Consider the following 14,862-nt stretch of genomic DNA (forward strand, 5'->3'; position numbering starts at 1 on the left):
ATCGGCGTGCTGATCGCCGCTCTGGCCGCCGTCGGCGCGGCGCTGGCCGTCACCCCGCTGGGCGACGTGGTCAGCGCGCGGCTCGACAACGGCAAGTCCAACGGCGTCCGCTCGTACCTCGTCGAACGCGCCGTGGCCGGGACGATCGAGTCGCCGCTGATCGGCTTCGGCTCGACCCGGACCACGATCGGCGGGCGCAACTCGATCACGGTCGGCGAGAGCCACGACTGCGAGCGGTGCGGCAACTTCACGATCGGCGGCAACGGCCAGCTCTGGCAGCTGATCTTCGCGCATGGGCTGATCGGCACCATCGGCTACCTGGGGTTCTTCGGCTACGGGATCTGGCGGTTCCGGCGCGACCGCAGCGCGGTCGGCATCGCCGGCAGCTGCGCGCTGGTCGGCTCGTTCGCCGCGATGTTCTGGTACAACACGCTGGTCACCCCGCTGGCGTTCATGTTCCTGGCGTACGCGCTGCTCTGGCGCAACGACCTGCAGCCCCGACGACACAGCGGAGTGACCCCTTGAGCCCTGTTGCCACGGCGCCGGCACACCTGCGCGCGCAGGACGCCAAGCTGCGCGCGGCGTACCTGCGTGAGGTGCTCGACCTGCTCTACCCACCGCCCTGCTTCACCGACGGCGCACCCGGCGACGACACCGACGGCCGCGTCGCCGGCACCCCGGTCGCGGACTACCTCGTCGTGCCCGACGTGCGCCGGCCCCGGCTGCTGGTGCCCGCCCGGTCCCGGCGGATCGCCGCCGCCGCGGTGCGCCGTTACGCCGAGCCGCAGGGCCGGATCGCCAGGCTCAAGCGCGACGCGGTGGTCACGGCCCTGCGCAGCGGCGCGAGCGGGATCCTGCTCCGGGACCGGGTCCGGGTGTACGGGCCGGCGGCCGAGACGATCGACGGCTACCTGCGGCGGGTGCTCGGCGCCGACGTCGCGCTGAGCGTCCATATCGGACCGGCTCGGGCCAACCGCAAGCCCGTGCTGCAGCTTATCTCCCGCGACGGGCGCACCGTCGGCTTCGGCAAGCTGGGCACGGGCCCGCTGACCCGCCGGCTCGTCCGGGCCGAGACCGCGGCGCTCAACGCGCTCACGCACGCCGTGGTGCGCGACGTCACGATCCCCAGCGTGCTACACAGTGGACAGTGGCGCGGCCATCAGGTGCTCGTGCAGAGCGCGCTGCCGGTCTGGCAGCCGCGGGCGCCGCTGGCCGCCGACCGGCTCGCCGCCGCGATGCGCGGGGTCGCGGTGTGCTGCGGCACCTCGAAGGGATGGCTGTCGACCAGCCCGTACTGGTCGGAGCTGCGCGAGCGGCTGGCCGCCGTGGCCGACCGGCCCGACGGCGCCGCACTGGCCGCGGCGGCGCGCGACCTGGCCGCCCGGGCCGGCGACACCGACCTGCGGTACGGCGCCTGGCACGGTGACTGGTCGCCCTGGAACATGGCCCCGCTGGCCGGCTCGTTGCTGGTCTGGGACTGGGAGCGGTTCACCCTCGGTGTGCCGCTGGGCTTCGACGCGCTGCACTACGAGCTGCAGCGCCGGATCCAGACCGACCCGGACGCGGCCGCGGCGGTCGAGCGCACGGTCACCCGGGCACCGGTGCTGCTCGCGCCGTTCGAGGTGCCGGCCGCCGCCGCGGAGCTGACCGCCCTGCTCTACCTCATCGACCTGGCCGCCCGCTATCTCGCCGACCGGCAGGCCGAGGCCGGTGCCCGCCTCGGCGTGCTGGGCACCTGGCTGCTGCCCGTACTCGTCCGCCGCGTGGAGGCGTTCCGGTGAAGTCGTCACATGTCCCGACCCCGGTGAAGCGGGTCGTCCACTTCGGATCGCGGTCGTACGGCCGGATGACCGCGCCGGCCCGGATGCTGCCGTCGTTCCTCATCTGCGGCGGCCAGCGGTGCGGCACGACCTCGCTCTACCGCGCCCTGGCCGCGCACCCCGTCGTGCTCAAGGCCGTGCTGCACAAGGGCGTGCACTACTTCGACACGTCCTACCAGCACGGCATGGCGTGGTATCGCGGGCATTTCCCGTTGCAGCGCACGGCGGCGAAGGTCGAGGACCGCTACGGCGTGCCGGCGCAGACCTTCGAGTCGAGCCCGTACTACATGTACCACCCGCACGCGGCCGCCCGGATCGCCCGCGACCTGCCCGGCGTCAAGCTCGTCACGCTGGTCCGCGACCCGGTGGAGCGCGCCTACTCGCAGCATGCGCACGAGCTGGCCCGCGGCTTCGAGGCGGAGCCGTCGTTCGCCCGGGCGCTGGCGCTCGAGCCGGGCCGGCTGCACGGGCAGGCGGAACGGCTGGCGGACGACCCGAGGTACTACAGCTTCGCCCACCAGCACCACGCTTACCGGGCCCGCGGCGAGTACGCGACGTACCTGGCCGCGATGGCGACCAGGGTCGGCCGGCACCGGATCCTCGTGGTGGAGAGCGAGCGGTTCTTCAGCACGCCCGAGGAGGTCTACGACGAGGTGCTCGGTTTCCTCGGGCTGCCGAACCTGGGCTACCCGCCGTTCGAGCGGCACAACGCCCGGCCGCGCGGGGCGGCGATGGACGCGCGCACCCGGCGGGACCTGACCGCGCACTTCGCGGCGCACGACGAGCGCCTGACCGAATGGCTGGGCCACCGGCCGGTCTGGCGCCGATGACCGCGCCGCCCGCGTCCCAGACGGACGAGGTCGCCGACGCCACCGTCGACCTGGCGACCGACGCGGCCGCTGCCACCACCTCCGCCGCGTCGCGAAGGGCGATCGGCGGCGTCGCGCGGGGCGGGGTCGCGGGGATCCTGGGCGCGGGCGTGGCCGGGCTCGCCGGGCTCGCGGTCACCTGGCTGGTCGCGCACCGGCTCGGTCCGGAGCACGCGGGCGCGTTCTTCGCCGCGACGGCGGCGTTCGTGCTCACGTCGACCCTGGCGAAGCTGGGTACACAGACCGGGCTGGTCTACTGGCCGGCCCGGCTGCGCGCCCGCGGCCACGGCTTCCTGCTCGGCGCCTGCCTGCGCAGCGCGTTGACGCCGGTGGTCTGCGCCGCGCTCGTGGTCGGAGTGGTGCTGTTCGTGGCCGCGCCGGAACTGGCCCGGCTGACCGCGGGCGAGGCGCCGCCGGCCGTGCACGCCGAGCTGGTGATGCAGCTGCACCTGCTGTCCGCGTTCGTGCCGCTCGCGGTGCTCTCCGACACCCTGCTCGCGGCCACGCGCGGCTACCGGCTGATCCGGCCGACCGTGCTGCTCGACAAGCTGGTCCGGCCCGGGCTGCAGACGGTCGGGGTCACGGCGGTCGCGCTCAGCGGCGCCGCCGGCCCGAGCCTGTTCGCGCTCGCCTGGGCACTGCCGTACCTACCGACCGCGCTGCTGGCCGCGTACGCGCTGCACCGGGCGCACACGCAGACCATGGCCGACATCGTGCCGACGCGGGTGAAGCGGTCGCACCGGGCCAGCATGCGCAAGGCGTTCTGGCGGTTCACCGGCCCGCGCTCGGTCGCCTCGGTCGCCCAGCTCGCCCTGCAGCGGGTCGACGTGCTGCTGGTCGCCGCGCTCGCCGGGCTCGGCGCGGCCGGCCTCTACGCGGTCGCCGGCCGGTTCGTGGTGCTCGGGCAGTTCGCCAACCAGGGCATCACCCAGGCGGTGCAGCCACGGCTGGCGGAGGCGCTCGCGGTCAAGGACCGCACGGCCGCGAACACCCTCTACCAGACCGCGACGGGCTGGCTGATGCTGCTGACCTGGCCGCTGTACCTGCTGGTGCTGACCTACGCGCCCGCGTACCTGGGCATCTTCGGCCCCGCGTTCCGGGAGGGCGCCTCGATCGTCGCGGTGCTGGCGCTCGCGATGCTGGTCGCGACCGGCTGCGGGATGGTCGACATCGTGCTGTCGATGGCCGGACGGACGTCCTGGAACCTCGGCAACGTGCTCGTCGCCCTCGGCCTGACGATCGCGCTCGACCTCGCGCTGATCCCGCGGCTCGGCGCGCTCGGTGCGGCGATCGGGTTGGCCTCCGCCGTGGTCGCCAACAACATGCTGCCACTGGCCCAGGTCGGGCTCGGGCTGCGGCTGCACCCGTTCGGCGCGGGCTGGGTGTCGGCCGCCGCGGTCACCCTGCTCAGCTTCGGCGCCGCGCCGCGGGCGGTCGGGTTCGTGCTCGGTAACGGTCCATTCGCGACGGTTGTCGCGCTGGGTGTCGCGGCCGTCACCTATCTGGTCGGCCTCCGCCTCCTACGCGGGCCGCTGGCGTTGGACGCACTGAAGGCGCTTCGACCGGGTCGCCGCCGATGACCGCCCCGGGTTTACGGCCCGTACGACGAAAGAGGAGAAACGTGGTCGCGCGTATCCCTGCCGCCGTGGTGTCCGTCGTGGTCGTGGCCGCGCTGGCCGCCTGCACCGCCACCACCCCCGAGCCGGCGCCCTCGGCCGATTTCGGCCGGCGCCCGTCCGGAGTCGCGACGCGGACCGGACCCTTCGAGAGCGGCCCCGTCAAGGCCCCGGCCGACAAGGTCTGGGTCGGCGCGTGGGTCAAGCCCGAGGTGTGGGGGCAGGCCGGGCGCCGCGACGCGGTCGCCGGCGTGGAGAAGTCGCTCGGCCGGCGGTTCGACGTCATCAACACCTACCGCACGTTCGACGAGAAGTTCTGGACCGAGACCGACAAGGAGTACGTGAAGCGCGGCAGCATCGTGATGGTCAGCTGGGCCTCGGGCGACACACGCTCCATGTTGGACGGCCGGCACGACGACACGATCCGGGCACAGGCCAAGCGGGTCGCCCGGGCGAAGCGGCCGGTGATGATGCGGTTCCGCTGGGAGATGGACCGGCCCAACCTGCGGGCGACGATGTGGTCGCCCGAGGACTACGTCGCGGCGTGGAAGTACACCCGGCGGATCTTCCAGGAGGAGGGCGCGACGAACGCGTCGTGGGTGTGGTGCCCGACCGCCGAGGGCTTCGACCGTGGCGACGCGCCGGCGTTCTACCCTGGCGACGACCAGGTGGACTGGACCTGCGTCGACGTCTACGCGAGCAGCGAGTACCGGCCGATCGACCAGCTCATGGGCAACTTCCTGAAGTGGGCGGCGCAGCGGCCCAAGCCCATCATCGTGGGCGAGTTCGGGGTGGCGCGGGAATGGGGACCGGAACGCCGCGCGGCGTGGATGCGGGACGCGACGCGCGTCTTCAAGGCCAACCCGCAGATCCGCGCGGTCGCCTACTTCGACTCCGACCCGGACGACAACCCGCGCACCCTGCACTTCAAGATCTCCGACGACGAGCCCGCCTTCGCCGCGTTCCGGGATCTGGCGGGTGAGCTGTCCGGCGGCCGGCCCTAGCGCCTGGTGGCGTTGGCCAACAGGCGGATGGCGTACGGGGCGTCGTGGCGCAGGTAGCGGCGCGCCATCCGGCGGGGCTCGGCGGTGAGCCGGTGCGCCCACTCGAGGCCGGCGCGTTGCATCCACCGTGGAGCCCGGACCTGGTGGCCGGCGACGAAGTTGACGGCCATGCCACAGCCGAGGAACCAGGTGTCCGGCAGCACCGCGCGCAGGCGGCCGATCAGCCGCTCCTGCCGGGGGAAGCCGATTCCGACGAAGACCAGGTTCGGCGCGGCGTCGGCGACCGCGGTGACCGCCTCGTCCACCGCCTCCGGGTCGGCGTCGAAGCCGAACGGCGGTGAGCGGTGGCCGGCGACGGCCAGGCCCGGGAAGCTGTCGGCCAACCGGTCCGCGGCGCGCTCGGCGATGTCCGGGGTGTCGCCGCCGAGCACGAACACCGACCGGGCGTCGGCGGCCAGCCCGGCGGAGAGCGACCAGATCAGGCTCGACCCGGTGACCCGCTCCGGCAGCGGGTTGCGGGCGAGCCGGCTGGCCCAGACGAGCGGCATGCCGTCGGCGACGACCAGGGTGGCGTCCTCGATGAACGACCGGACCTCGGGGCACGAGCGGGCTTGCCGGAGAATGTCCACGTTGGGCGTCAGGATGCGCCCCCCGTGACCGCGCGCGAGGGCCCGCCGGACGACGGTGACCACTCGGCGCTCGGTGAGCATGTGCAGCCGCGAGCCATCCAGGTGAACTCGGGCAAATCCGTAATGAAGCGACACTTCGGCTCTCCCGCTCGTTATACGCGTGAAACGAGCGAAGGTGGGTAAAAGTGGCACGGCTTCTCTTCGTCGGCGGGCTGGGCCGCAGTGGCACCACGCTGGTCGAACGGCTCCTCGGTGAGCTGCCCGGGGTCTGCGCGCTCGGCGAGGTCGTGCACCTCTGGCAGCGCGACATCCGCGCCAACGAGCGGTGCGGCTGCGGCGAGCGGTTCGCCGCCTGCGCCTTCTGGACCCGCGTCGGCGAGGTCGCCTTCGGTGGCTGGGCCAACGTCGACGTCTACCGGGTGCTCGCGCTGCAGGCGGCGGTGGAACGCACCCGGCACATCCCCCGGCTCGCCTCGCCCCGGCTGCCGGACGACTATCGGGAGCAGGTGCGGGAGTACGCCGGTTACTACACCGCCGTCTACCGGGCCGCGGCCGAGGTGACCGGGGCGTCCGTGCTCGTGGACTCGTCCAAGCACAGCGCGCTCGCGCACTGCCTGCGCTGGTCGACCGCGCTCGACCTGCGGGTGGCGCACGTGGTGCGGGACCCGCGCGGTGTCGCGCACAGCTGGACGAAGGTGGTGGCCCGGCCGGAAACCGACGGCGAGAGCGAGATGACCCGCTACTCCCCCGGCCGCTCGGCGCTGCTGTGGAACGCGCACAACGCCGCGTTCGGCCTGCTCGCCCGCCGGGGCGTGCCGCTGCTGCGGGTGCGCTACGAGCAGTTCGTCGCCGATCCGCGGGCCGGGCTGACCGCGCTGGCGTCGTTCGCCGGGCTGTCGCTCGGTGAGTCCGATCTGGACTTCCTCACCGACGCGCACGCCGACCTGACCGTGGGGCACAGCGCCGCCGGCAACCCGATGCGCTTCTCGGTCGGCCGCATAGCGCTGCGCCGTGACGACGGCTGGGTGCGCGGGCTGCCGGCCACGGACCGCCGGCTCGTCGGCGCGGTGTGTGCGCCGCTGCTGCGGGCGTACGGCTATCCGGTCATGGTCTCCCGCGGGGGTACGCGATGAGCGAGTGGCCGTCGGTCGGTGTGGTGATCCCGACCCGGAACCGGCCCCAACTGCTCCGGAAGGCGCTGGCGGCGGTGCGGGCGCAGGACTATCCCGGGCCGCTGCGGGTGGTGGTAGCGTTCGACCAGACCGCGCCGGAACTGCTGTTGGCAACGACGGACGGCGTACCCGTGCTGGTCATCTCGAACTGGCGCGCCCCCGGTCTGGCCGGCACGCGCAACAGCGGGATCCTCGCCCTGGACACGGAGCTGGTCGCGTTCTGCGATGACGACGACGAGTGGGCGGTGGACAAGCTGCGGATGCAGGTGCCGGCATTACTCGGGTCCTCGGCCGAGTTCTGCACCTGCGCGATCGCGGTGTCGTACCGGGGCAGGGTGACCCCGCGGCTGGCCGGCACGACCTCGGTCGGCGTGGCGGAGCTGGCCCGGTCCCGGATGGCGATGCTGCACTCGTCGACATTCCTGATCCGGCGCACGGCGCTGGTCGAGTCGGACCGGATCGGGCTGGTCGCCGAGGACGCGCCCGGTTCGCAGAACGAGGACTGGGACCTGCTGCTGCGGGCCGCGCGCCGGCACCCGATCGCGCACGTCGACGAGCCGCTGGTCCAGGTCCTCTGGGGACGGTCGTCGCAGTACGCGTACGAGTACCAGACGAAGATCTCGTCCCTGCGCTGGATGATGGAAAGGCATCCGGAGATCCGCGGTTGCCCGCCCGGCGCGGCCCGGGTGTACGGGCAGCTCGCCTGCTGGGAGGCGGCGACCGGCAACCGCGCCGCGGCGTGGAAGTGGACGCGCGAGGCGGTGCGCGCGAACTGGCGCGAGCCGCGGACGGCGATCGCGGTGGCCGCGATGACGGGCGCGGTCAAGGTGGAGAACGTGCTCTCGACGCTGCACCGGTACGGACGCGGGATCTGAATCGCTCGGCTTTTGTCGGGGGGTGTAGCTACATTCAGCGCCGTGAAGGTGACTGTCGCCGACGGCGTCGCGCTCAACGTGCGACACAGGGTGGCCGAAGGTCGCGCGGGCTCGTCGGCGCCCGCGTTTCTGCTGGTGCACGGCTTGGCATCCAATGCCCGGCTGTGGGACGAGGTGGCTGCCGCGCTGGCCGCGGCCGGCCACCCGAGCTATGCCGTCGACCTACGCGGCCACGGCGAGTCCGACCTGCCCGCCGGCGGCTTCGACACCGCGACGGCGGCTGCGGACCTGGCCGTGGTCATCGGGTCGCTGGGCCTCGACCGGCCGGCGGTGGCCGGGCAGTCGTGGGGCGGCAACGTGGTCGTGGAGCTGGCGGCTCGGCATCCGTCGCTGGTGCGGGCGTTGGCGCTGGTCGACGGTGGGTGGATCGACCTGCCGTCGACGTTCAGCTCGTGGTCGGCGTGCGAGGCGGCCCTGCGGCCACCCGCACTCGACGGGATGCGGGCGGCCGACCTGCGGGCGCGGCTACGCCGCGGGCACCCCTCGTGGTCCGCGACGGCGGTCGAGGCGACGCTGGCCAACCTGCGGGAGGGTCCCGACGGGCGATTGTCGCGCCGGTTGCCGATCGACCGGCACATGCGGATCGTACGCAGCATGTACGACCATCCGCCGCAGGGATGGTTCCCGCGCCTGACGATGCCGGTGCTGCTGATGCCGGCCGGCGACCCGTCCCGGGTCGAGTCGGCGGTCGCGGCGATCCCGACCGCGTCGGTGCGTCCCTATCCCGGCGGCGACCACGACCTGCACGCGCAGCAGCCCGACCGGGTGGCGCACGATCTGCTGACGCTGGTGCGGTCATGAGCCGGCTGCTGGTCGTGATGGGCTCGGGCGAGACCGCGCCCACGATGGTCAAGCCGCACCGCGCGGTCTTCTCGCGGGTGACCGGGCCGGCGGCGTTGCTCGACACGCCCTACGGCTTCCAGTCCAACGCCGACGACATCTCGGCACGCGCGGTCCGCTACTTCGCACAGAGCGTGGGCCAGTCGGTCTCGGTGGTCCCGTGGCGGCGCCCGCCCGCCGACCTCGTCGCCCGGGAGCGCGCGCTGGCCGCGCTGCGCGACGCGGGTTGGGTGTTCGCCGGGCCCGGCAGCCCGACCTACACGCTGCGCCAGTGGCACGACACGGCGATCCCCGAGCTGCTGGCCGACAAGCTGACCCGCGCGGGCGTGCTGCTGTTCGCCAGCGCGGCGGCGCTGACGCTGGGCACCCACACGGTGCCGGTCTACGAGATCTACAAGGCGGGCATCGAGCCCCATTGGGCGCCGGGCCTCAACCTGCTGGAGGCGGCGCTCGGCTTCCCGGCGGTGTTGATTCCGCACTACGACAACGCCGAGGGCGGCAACCACGACACCCGCTACTGCTATCTGGGCGAGGGCCGACTGACGGCGCTGGAGGCCGAGCTGCCGGCGGGCCGGCTCATCATCGGGGTCGACGAACACACCGCGGTGGTCTTCGACCTCGACGCGAAGACCGCGTCCGTCTCGGGCAACGGTTCGCTGACGCTACGCCGCGCGGGCGTGAGCGCGGTGTTCCCGGCGGGTTCGGTGCTGTCGTTCGCGGACCTGGCGGCGGGCCCGGGCTCCGGGACGCTCGCACCTCTGCCGGCCCCGGCCGAGGCCGCGGCCGCGCCTCCCCAGCCGTCGCTGCGCGCGGCGGCCGACGAGTTCGACGCCCGTTTCGCGGAGTCGCTGGCCGCCCGCGACGTCGACACCTGCGTGGCGGTGATGCTCGAGCTCGAACAGGCCATCGTCGACTGGTCGGGCGACACGGAAACCAGCGACGGCGCGGACTATCCGCGCTCGGTCCTGCGCGGCATGGTGGTGCGGCTGGGCGAGCTGGCCCGCCGCGGCGCCACGGACCCGGCGGAAACGGTGGGCCCGTTCGTCGCGGCGCTGGTCGACCTACGCGCGCAGGCCCGGGCCAACCGCGACTACGCCACATCGGACACGGTCCGTGACCGACTATCGGCGGCGGGGGTCGAGCTACGCGACACCCCGGAGGGCACGACGTGGTCACTGGTATGAGCGGGCTCACGCAGAACCGGACTCGCGAGTCCGGTAGTCTCGGGGGCTAACCGGACACGCGAGTCCGGATCGGCTCCGAGGGGGATCGACATGTGGCAGGCGCGGATCAGCGAGGCCGTGCGGGAGCTGGCCCTGGAGCCGACGCTGCCGTTCGAGGAGGCGCTCGACAAGTACTACGCGCCGGACTACGAGCACCGCAACGACGGCGCGACACTCGACCGCGCGGGCTTCGCGGCGATGGTCGAGGGCTTCCGCGGCCGGATCGCGAACGGCACGATCACGGTCCTCGACGAGGTGCGCGACGGCTCGACCTACGCCGAGCGACACGTCTACGCGGTCACGATGAAGGACGGCAGTCGGCTGCACCGGGAGCTGTACGTGTTCGCCACGTACGCCCCCGACGGGCGTTTCCGGACGCTCAGCGAGACGGGCTTCGACCGCTGAGATGACGGAGGTCACGCACCGCCGCACGGACGCGCGCCGCAACCACGAGCGGGTCGTGGCCGCCGCCCGCGAGCTGTTCGCCCGAGCGGGCCTGCGCGTAACGGTCCCGGAGGTAGCGGCCCACGCGGGCGTCGGCCGGGCGACGGTCTACCGCAGCTATCCCACGAAGGACGACCTGGTCCTGGCGATCGCCCAGGAGAGCTTCGCGGACCTGGCGTCCTGGACCCGATCGGCGGTCGACTCCGACATGCCGCTGTCCGCCTACGTCCCGGACCTCTTCGCCCGCCTGGCCGGAGATCACGGCTTGGCGGAGGCATTCCTCGAGGGCCGCCTGGTGCCGGCGACCGACCTGCTGACCCTGATCGGCGAGCTGACGGCCAGAGCCAAGGCGACGGGCGAGGTCCGCGGGGATCTGACGACCGTCGACCTACGCGTCATCCTCTGCGGACCGGCACGGCAACTCATCGCCCTCGACGAGTGGAACCCAGCCGCCTGGCGCCGCTACGCCGCGATGGTGGTCACCGCACTACGGCACCCTCGGTAGACGACCGCCACGCGCGAACAGCGGGCCGCAAACCCGAACGCCGGCGGTCAGCGGGTTGCGGTGGCTGGGATCGATGCGGTGGGCGTGCGGTTGCGGAGGGCCCAGCGGACCACGGCCGGGTAGGTCAGGCCGGCCCCCGCGAAGACCGCCGCCAGGGCCAGCCAACCGGGTTCGCCCACGGTGATGACCAGTGTGGTCAGGAGGGGCGGCGCCAGCATGTTGCCGATCTGGCGGCCCGTTTGGAGCAGGCCCTGGTACTGGCCCTGCGCCCAGTCCGGGGCCAGGTCGAAGGCCACCGCGAACGTCGCGCTCGACAGCCACAGCTCGCCCAGTACGTGCACCGCGGCCGCGAGCAGGACCAGGGTGCCGGCCACGCGGGGCGACCGGCCCCCGGTCAGCCCGAACAGGACGCACGACGCCGCCACCACCAGGGCGCCGCGGCGGCTGACCGGGAGGGCGGATGCCGCCGTGTCGGTGCCGCGGGACGCCCAGACCTGCAGGGTCACGCAGCCGATCGTGTTGACCAGCAACGCCGCCGAGACCAGGGTCGCGGGGGCGTGCGTGCGGGTCACGAGCCAGAGCGGCAGCGCCAGGGCCAGCAAACCGTTGTAGAGCGCCGCCACCAGGCCGTCCAGCAGGGCGAAGGCCAGGAACGGGCGGTCGCGCAGCGCGGCCAGGCGGGGGCCGTCGGGCGGCGGCGCCACCCGGGTGACCCGGCCCGCGCGCGTGGCCACCGCGGCCGCCAGCAGGTAGGTCGCCGCGTTGCCGAACAGGACCGCCAGGTAGCCCGCGCGGCTGTCCAGCGTCAGCGGGATCGCGGCCACCGCCGTGCCCAGGGCGATGCCCGCGTTGTTGGTCGAGCGGATGAACGCGCGCGTGCGCACCCGCTCACCGGGCGGCACCGAACCGGCGATCATCGCGCCCGTCGACGCCTTGACCGTCGCGTCGCCCACCGCGATCACGCACGCCAGCAGCGCGTACGACCACAGGTGGTGCACCGTCGTCAGCCCGGCGAAGCACCCGGCCAGCACGACCAGCGCCGCGACCTGGAGGCGCTTCGGTCCGTAGCGGTCCGCCACGTGGCCCATCGGCGTGCTCAGCCCGATCCCGGCCAGCGCCGCCACGCTCAACCCCAGCGCGACCTGCCCGGCCGACAGGCCGACCGACCGGGTCAGGAACAGCGCACCCGTCGCCAGGTAGGCGCCGTTGCCGAACGTGTTCACCAGCGTGGCGAACATCAGCACGCGCGGCGTACCCGGCGCCGGGAGAAGGATCATGACCTGATCTAACAATACGTACGTACGGTTTGCAACCCGGACCCTTCGTTCCACCGTCTTGCTCCCGACGAAGGGAGCGCGGACGCGTGAAGGAGCCCGACGAGGAGGAGTTTCGTGAGTTCGTCACCAACGCCCGGGACACGTTGCGGGGCCTGGCCTACCTGACCTGCGGCAGCTGGGCGATGGCCGACGACGCGGTCAGTGCCGCGCTGAGCAAGCTCTACGTCCGCTGGAACCGGATCGCCGCGCCCTACGCGTACGCCCGCCGCATGGTCGTGCTGGCCGCCATCGACGAGACCCGGCGCCCGTGGCGGCGGGAGCAGGCGGCCAGCCACCTCCTGCCGGACCATCCCGAACCGGACCGCTTCGGCGCTGTCGACGAGGCGCTGCACGTGCGCGCCGCGCTGGCCCAGGTGCCGGCGGGCCAGCGCGCCGTGCTGGTCCTGCGCTACTACGAGCAGCTCAGCGTCGAGGAGACCGCCGAGGTGCTCGGGCGCAGCCAGGGCACGGTCAAGAGCCAGACCGCCCGTGGGTTGGCCGCCCTGCGCGCCGCCCTCGCCGGCGACGAACACCGCGTCACCACACCCCAGCGAGGAGAGACCTCATGAGCGACATCCGCCAGCTGCTCGAGGCCGCGAAGGCCGACCCGCCGCCGCCGGCGGCCAGCGTCGACGACATCGTCCGCGCCGGCCGGCGGCGCCTGCGGAAGTCCCGGGCCGGCGCGTTCGGCGGCGCCGGGCTCGGCGTCGCGGCCGTGGTCGCCGCACTCCTGATGGCCGCCCCGGGCACGCCGGCCAGCACGCTCGGCGCGGCGGCCACCACGCCCCCGCCCGCACCGTTCACCCTCACGTACGCCGGCTACCGCGTCGGCGCCTTCGAGGTCACCGACCCGATGCACGTCACGCCCGGTTACCAGCAGTCGCTGGTCCAGCGGTCCGGCGTCGACCTGGGCGGTGGCGTGACCTCCACATTAGACGCGGGAACGCTCACCGTGTACGCCGCCGGCGTCTTCCGGCCCGACCGGTACGCCAAGGGCACCACCATCGAGCTGGGCGGCCGGACCGCGTACGCCGCCCTGCTCGATCACACGTTCACCATCGGCGGCCGGCGCGTCCGCGGGGCCACCACCACCCAGGTGACACCGCTGCCCGCCATCGCCTGGCAGTACGCGGACGGCGCCTGGGCCACGCTCGCCTCGGACGATCTGGGCCAGCGCGGCATACCGGCCGAAGCCCTGCGCCGCCTGGCCGACGCGTTCACCGTGGGCGAGGCCCGGCCGGCCACCGCCGCGTTCAAGGCCGCGCACATCCCGCCCGGCTGGGAGCTGGCGAGCGTCGGGCGCAGCCTGGTCGGCGGCGACCCGGCGGTGTCCAGGGCGGTCTGGGTCCGCACCGGCACCCGGTTCGACGCGCTGACGGAGCCGCTGGACCTGAACACGACGCCGGCGATCCTCGTCAGCGTCTCGCCGGTCGAGACCGAAGGCCCGTACGCCCACCCGGTGAACCCGCCCTGTCCCGCCGGCCAGCACTTCTGCGATATCAGGATCGACGGCCGGTTCTACGCCGAGGTGCAGGACATCTCCCGCACCCTGAGCGCGGCGGAGATCGCACAGATCGCGCAGGGACTGGAGTTCGCCGCCCCCGACCGCCCGGGCGCCTGGTTCCGCGCGAGCTGAGCACCCGCCCGGCCAACCCGAGCCGGCCTCGGGTTAGATTGGGCGCCGCTTCGCGGTAAGGAGAGAAGGCCCATGCGCTATCGCCGGCTCGGATCCACGGGAACCATCGTCTCGACGTTGTGCCTCGGCACGATGACGTTCGGCGCCGAGACCGACGAGGCCGGCTCGCACGCGCAGCTCGACCGGTTCGTCGAGGCCGGCGGCAACTTCCTGGACACCGCCGACGTCTACTCGCGCGGCGTCTCGGAGCAGATCATCGGGCGTTGGCTGCGCGCGCGGCCGGGCGTACGCGACCGCCTGGTGATCGCGACCAAGGGCCGGTTCCCGATGGGCGACGACGTCAACGACGCCGGCCTGTCCCGGACCCACCTCTCCCGCGCGCTGGACGCGAGCCTGGCCCGGCTCGGGGTCGACACGATCGACCTCTACCAGGCACACGCCTGGGACCCGCTGACCCCGATCGAGGAGACGCTGCGCTTCTACGACGACGCGGTCCGCGCTGGCAAGATCCGCTACGTCGGCGTCAGCAACTTCGTCGGCTGGCAGCTGCAGAAGGCCGTGCTGCTGGCCCGGTTCGGCGGGCTGCCGCCGATCGTCACCCTCCAGCCGCAGTACAACCTGCTGGCCCGCGACATCGAGCACGAGGTCGTGCCGGTCTGCCTCAACGAGGGCATCGGCATCCTGCCCTGGTCGCCGCTGGGCGGCGGGTGGCTGACCGGCAAGTACCGCCGCGACGAGGTGCCGACCGGCGCGACCCGGCTGGGCGAGAACCCCGGCCTCCAACTGGCCCGACGGTGACTTCGCGAAGCCCGGCATCGCGGTCACCTGGAGCGTGTGGAACAGGAACGTCGGC

15 protein-coding genes and 1 pseudogene are annotated in these 14,862 nt (G+C 73.4%); 14 read left to right on the forward strand and 2 right to left on the reverse strand.

Features of this window, described 5'->3' with window-relative positions:
- The 5 genes and pseudogenes from AB0H87_RS10510 to AB0H87_RS10530 all read left to right on the forward strand — a co-directional run.
- Positions 1–525 (forward strand): annotated as a pseudogene (locus AB0H87_RS10510) (hypothetical protein); the annotation flags it as partial.
- Positions 522–1,781 carry a hypothetical protein gene (locus AB0H87_RS10515; protein WP_360142493.1) on the forward strand — a complete coding sequence of 420 codons (1,260 nt, stop codon included), beginning with the start codon at positions 522–524 and terminating at the stop codon, positions 1,779–1,781. The pseudogene AB0H87_RS10510 and the gene AB0H87_RS10515, both read left to right, overlap by 4 nt.
- Positions 1,778–2,650, forward strand: coding sequence for a sulfotransferase (locus AB0H87_RS10520; RefSeq protein WP_360142495.1), 873 nt, complete (start codon positions 1,778–1,780; stop codon positions 2,648–2,650). Before AB0H87_RS10515 ends, AB0H87_RS10520 begins: the two co-directional genes overlap by 4 nt.
- The gene (locus AB0H87_RS10525; protein ID WP_360142497.1) at positions 2,647–4,269 is read left to right on the forward strand and encodes a polysaccharide biosynthesis C-terminal domain-containing protein; all 1,623 of its coding nucleotides are present in this window, start codon (positions 2,647–2,649) and stop codon (positions 4,267–4,269) included. The genes AB0H87_RS10520 and AB0H87_RS10525 overlap by 4 nt, the downstream gene beginning before the upstream one ends.
- A gap of 41 nt (positions 4,270–4,310) precedes the next feature.
- Positions 4,311–5,309, forward strand: coding sequence for a glycosyl hydrolase (locus AB0H87_RS10530; RefSeq protein ID WP_360142499.1), 999 nt, complete (start codon positions 4,311–4,313; stop codon positions 5,307–5,309).
- Here the strand turns inward: AB0H87_RS10530 and AB0H87_RS10535 are convergent.
- Entirely contained in the window at positions 5,306–5,938 is a 633-nt protein-coding gene (locus tag AB0H87_RS10535; RefSeq protein WP_360142501.1) for a WecB/TagA/CpsF family glycosyltransferase, read from the reverse strand. The two genes, AB0H87_RS10530 and AB0H87_RS10535, sit on opposite strands and share 4 nt — an antisense overlap.
- A gap of 185 nt (positions 5,939–6,123) precedes the next feature.
- On the opposite strand from AB0H87_RS10535, the gene AB0H87_RS10540 reads away from it, so the two are divergent.
- From AB0H87_RS10540 to AB0H87_RS10565, 6 genes are all read left to right on the forward strand, one after another.
- A complete protein-coding gene (locus AB0H87_RS10540; protein ID WP_360142503.1) occupies positions 6,124–7,071 on the forward strand; it encodes a sulfotransferase in 948 nt (315 codons plus the stop codon).
- On the forward strand, positions 7,068–7,985 hold the full coding sequence (locus AB0H87_RS10545; RefSeq protein WP_360142505.1) for a glycosyltransferase family A protein: 918 nt from the start codon (positions 7,068–7,070) through the stop codon (positions 7,983–7,985). The genes AB0H87_RS10540 and AB0H87_RS10545 overlap by 4 nt, the downstream gene beginning before the upstream one ends.
- A gap of 42 nt (positions 7,986–8,027) precedes the next feature.
- Entirely contained in the window at positions 8,028–8,846 is an 819-nt protein-coding gene (locus AB0H87_RS10550) for an alpha/beta hydrolase (RefSeq protein ID WP_360142507.1), read from the forward strand.
- On the forward strand, positions 8,843–10,069 hold the full coding sequence (locus AB0H87_RS10555) for a hypothetical protein (protein WP_360142509.1): 1,227 nt from the start codon (positions 8,843–8,845) through the stop codon (positions 10,067–10,069). Before AB0H87_RS10550 ends, AB0H87_RS10555 begins: the two co-directional genes overlap by 4 nt.
- A gap of 90 nt (positions 10,070–10,159) precedes the next feature.
- Positions 10,160–10,513: a nuclear transport factor 2 family protein gene (locus tag AB0H87_RS10560; protein ID WP_360142511.1), complete on the forward strand. Its 354-nt coding sequence runs from the start codon at positions 10,160–10,162 to the stop codon at positions 10,511–10,513.
- Position 10,514: 1 nt separating this feature from the next.
- Positions 10,515–11,057 carry a helix-turn-helix domain-containing protein gene (locus AB0H87_RS10565; RefSeq protein WP_360142513.1) on the forward strand — a complete coding sequence of 181 codons (543 nt, stop codon included), beginning with the start codon at positions 10,515–10,517 and terminating at the stop codon, positions 11,055–11,057.
- Between the two features lie 47 nt (positions 11,058–11,104).
- Here the strand turns inward: AB0H87_RS10565 and AB0H87_RS10570 are convergent, their stop codons facing one another.
- Positions 11,105–12,334 (reverse strand): MFS transporter, encoded by a 1,230-nt coding sequence (locus AB0H87_RS10570; protein ID WP_360142515.1) that lies wholly within the window; start codon positions 12,332–12,334, stop codon positions 11,105–11,107.
- A gap of 86 nt (positions 12,335–12,420) precedes the next feature.
- On the opposite strand from AB0H87_RS10570, the gene AB0H87_RS10575 reads away from it, so the two are divergent.
- The 3 genes from AB0H87_RS10575 (at position 12,421) to AB0H87_RS10585 (ending at position 14,807) form a co-directional block, all read left to right on the forward strand.
- Positions 12,421–12,942 (forward strand): SigE family RNA polymerase sigma factor, encoded by a 522-nt coding sequence (locus tag AB0H87_RS10575; protein WP_360142517.1) that lies wholly within the window; start codon positions 12,421–12,423, stop codon positions 12,940–12,942.
- On the forward strand, positions 12,939–14,009 hold the full coding sequence (locus tag AB0H87_RS10580; RefSeq protein WP_360142521.1) for a hypothetical protein: 1,071 nt from the start codon (positions 12,939–12,941) through the stop codon (positions 14,007–14,009). Before AB0H87_RS10575 ends, AB0H87_RS10580 begins: the two co-directional genes overlap by 4 nt.
- Before the next feature lie 72 nt (positions 14,010–14,081).
- Positions 14,082–14,807, forward strand: a complete 726-nt coding sequence (locus AB0H87_RS10585) for an aldo/keto reductase (RefSeq protein WP_360142523.1) — start codon at positions 14,082–14,084, stop codon at positions 14,805–14,807.
- The last annotated feature ends 55 nt before the right edge of the window (positions 14,808–14,862 follow it).

The sequence above is a fragment of the Asanoa sp. NPDC050611 genome, assembly GCF_040654855.1.
Taxonomy (GTDB): Bacteria; Actinomycetota; Actinomycetes; order Mycobacteriales; family Micromonosporaceae; genus Asanoa.

Coding starts and splice junctions, on each gene's coding strand:
- AB0H87_RS10525 (WP_360142497.1), top strand. CDS start 2,647: ATGACCGCGCCGCCCGCGTCCCAGACGGACGAGGTCGCCGACGCCACC.
- AB0H87_RS10545 (WP_360142505.1), top strand. CDS start 7,068: ATGAGCGAGTGGCCGTCGGTCGGTGTGGTGATCCCGACCCGGAACCGG.
- AB0H87_RS10555 (WP_360142509.1), top strand. CDS start 8,843: ATGAGCCGGCTGCTGGTCGTGATGGGCTCGGGCGAGACCGCGCCCACG.
- AB0H87_RS10560 (WP_360142511.1), top strand. CDS start 10,160: ATGTGGCAGGCGCGGATCAGCGAGGCCGTGCGGGAGCTGGCCCTGGAG.
- AB0H87_RS10565 (WP_360142513.1), top strand. CDS start 10,515: ATGACGGAGGTCACGCACCGCCGCACGGACGCGCGCCGCAACCACGAG.
- AB0H87_RS10570 (WP_360142515.1), bottom strand. CDS start 12,334: ATGATCCTTCTCCCGGCGCCGGGTACGCCGCGCGTGCTGATGTTCGCC.
- AB0H87_RS10580 (WP_360142521.1), top strand. CDS start 12,939: ATGAGCGACATCCGCCAGCTGCTCGAGGCCGCGAAGGCCGACCCGCCG.
- AB0H87_RS10585 (WP_360142523.1), top strand. CDS start 14,082: ATGCGCTATCGCCGGCTCGGATCCACGGGAACCATCGTCTCGACGTTG.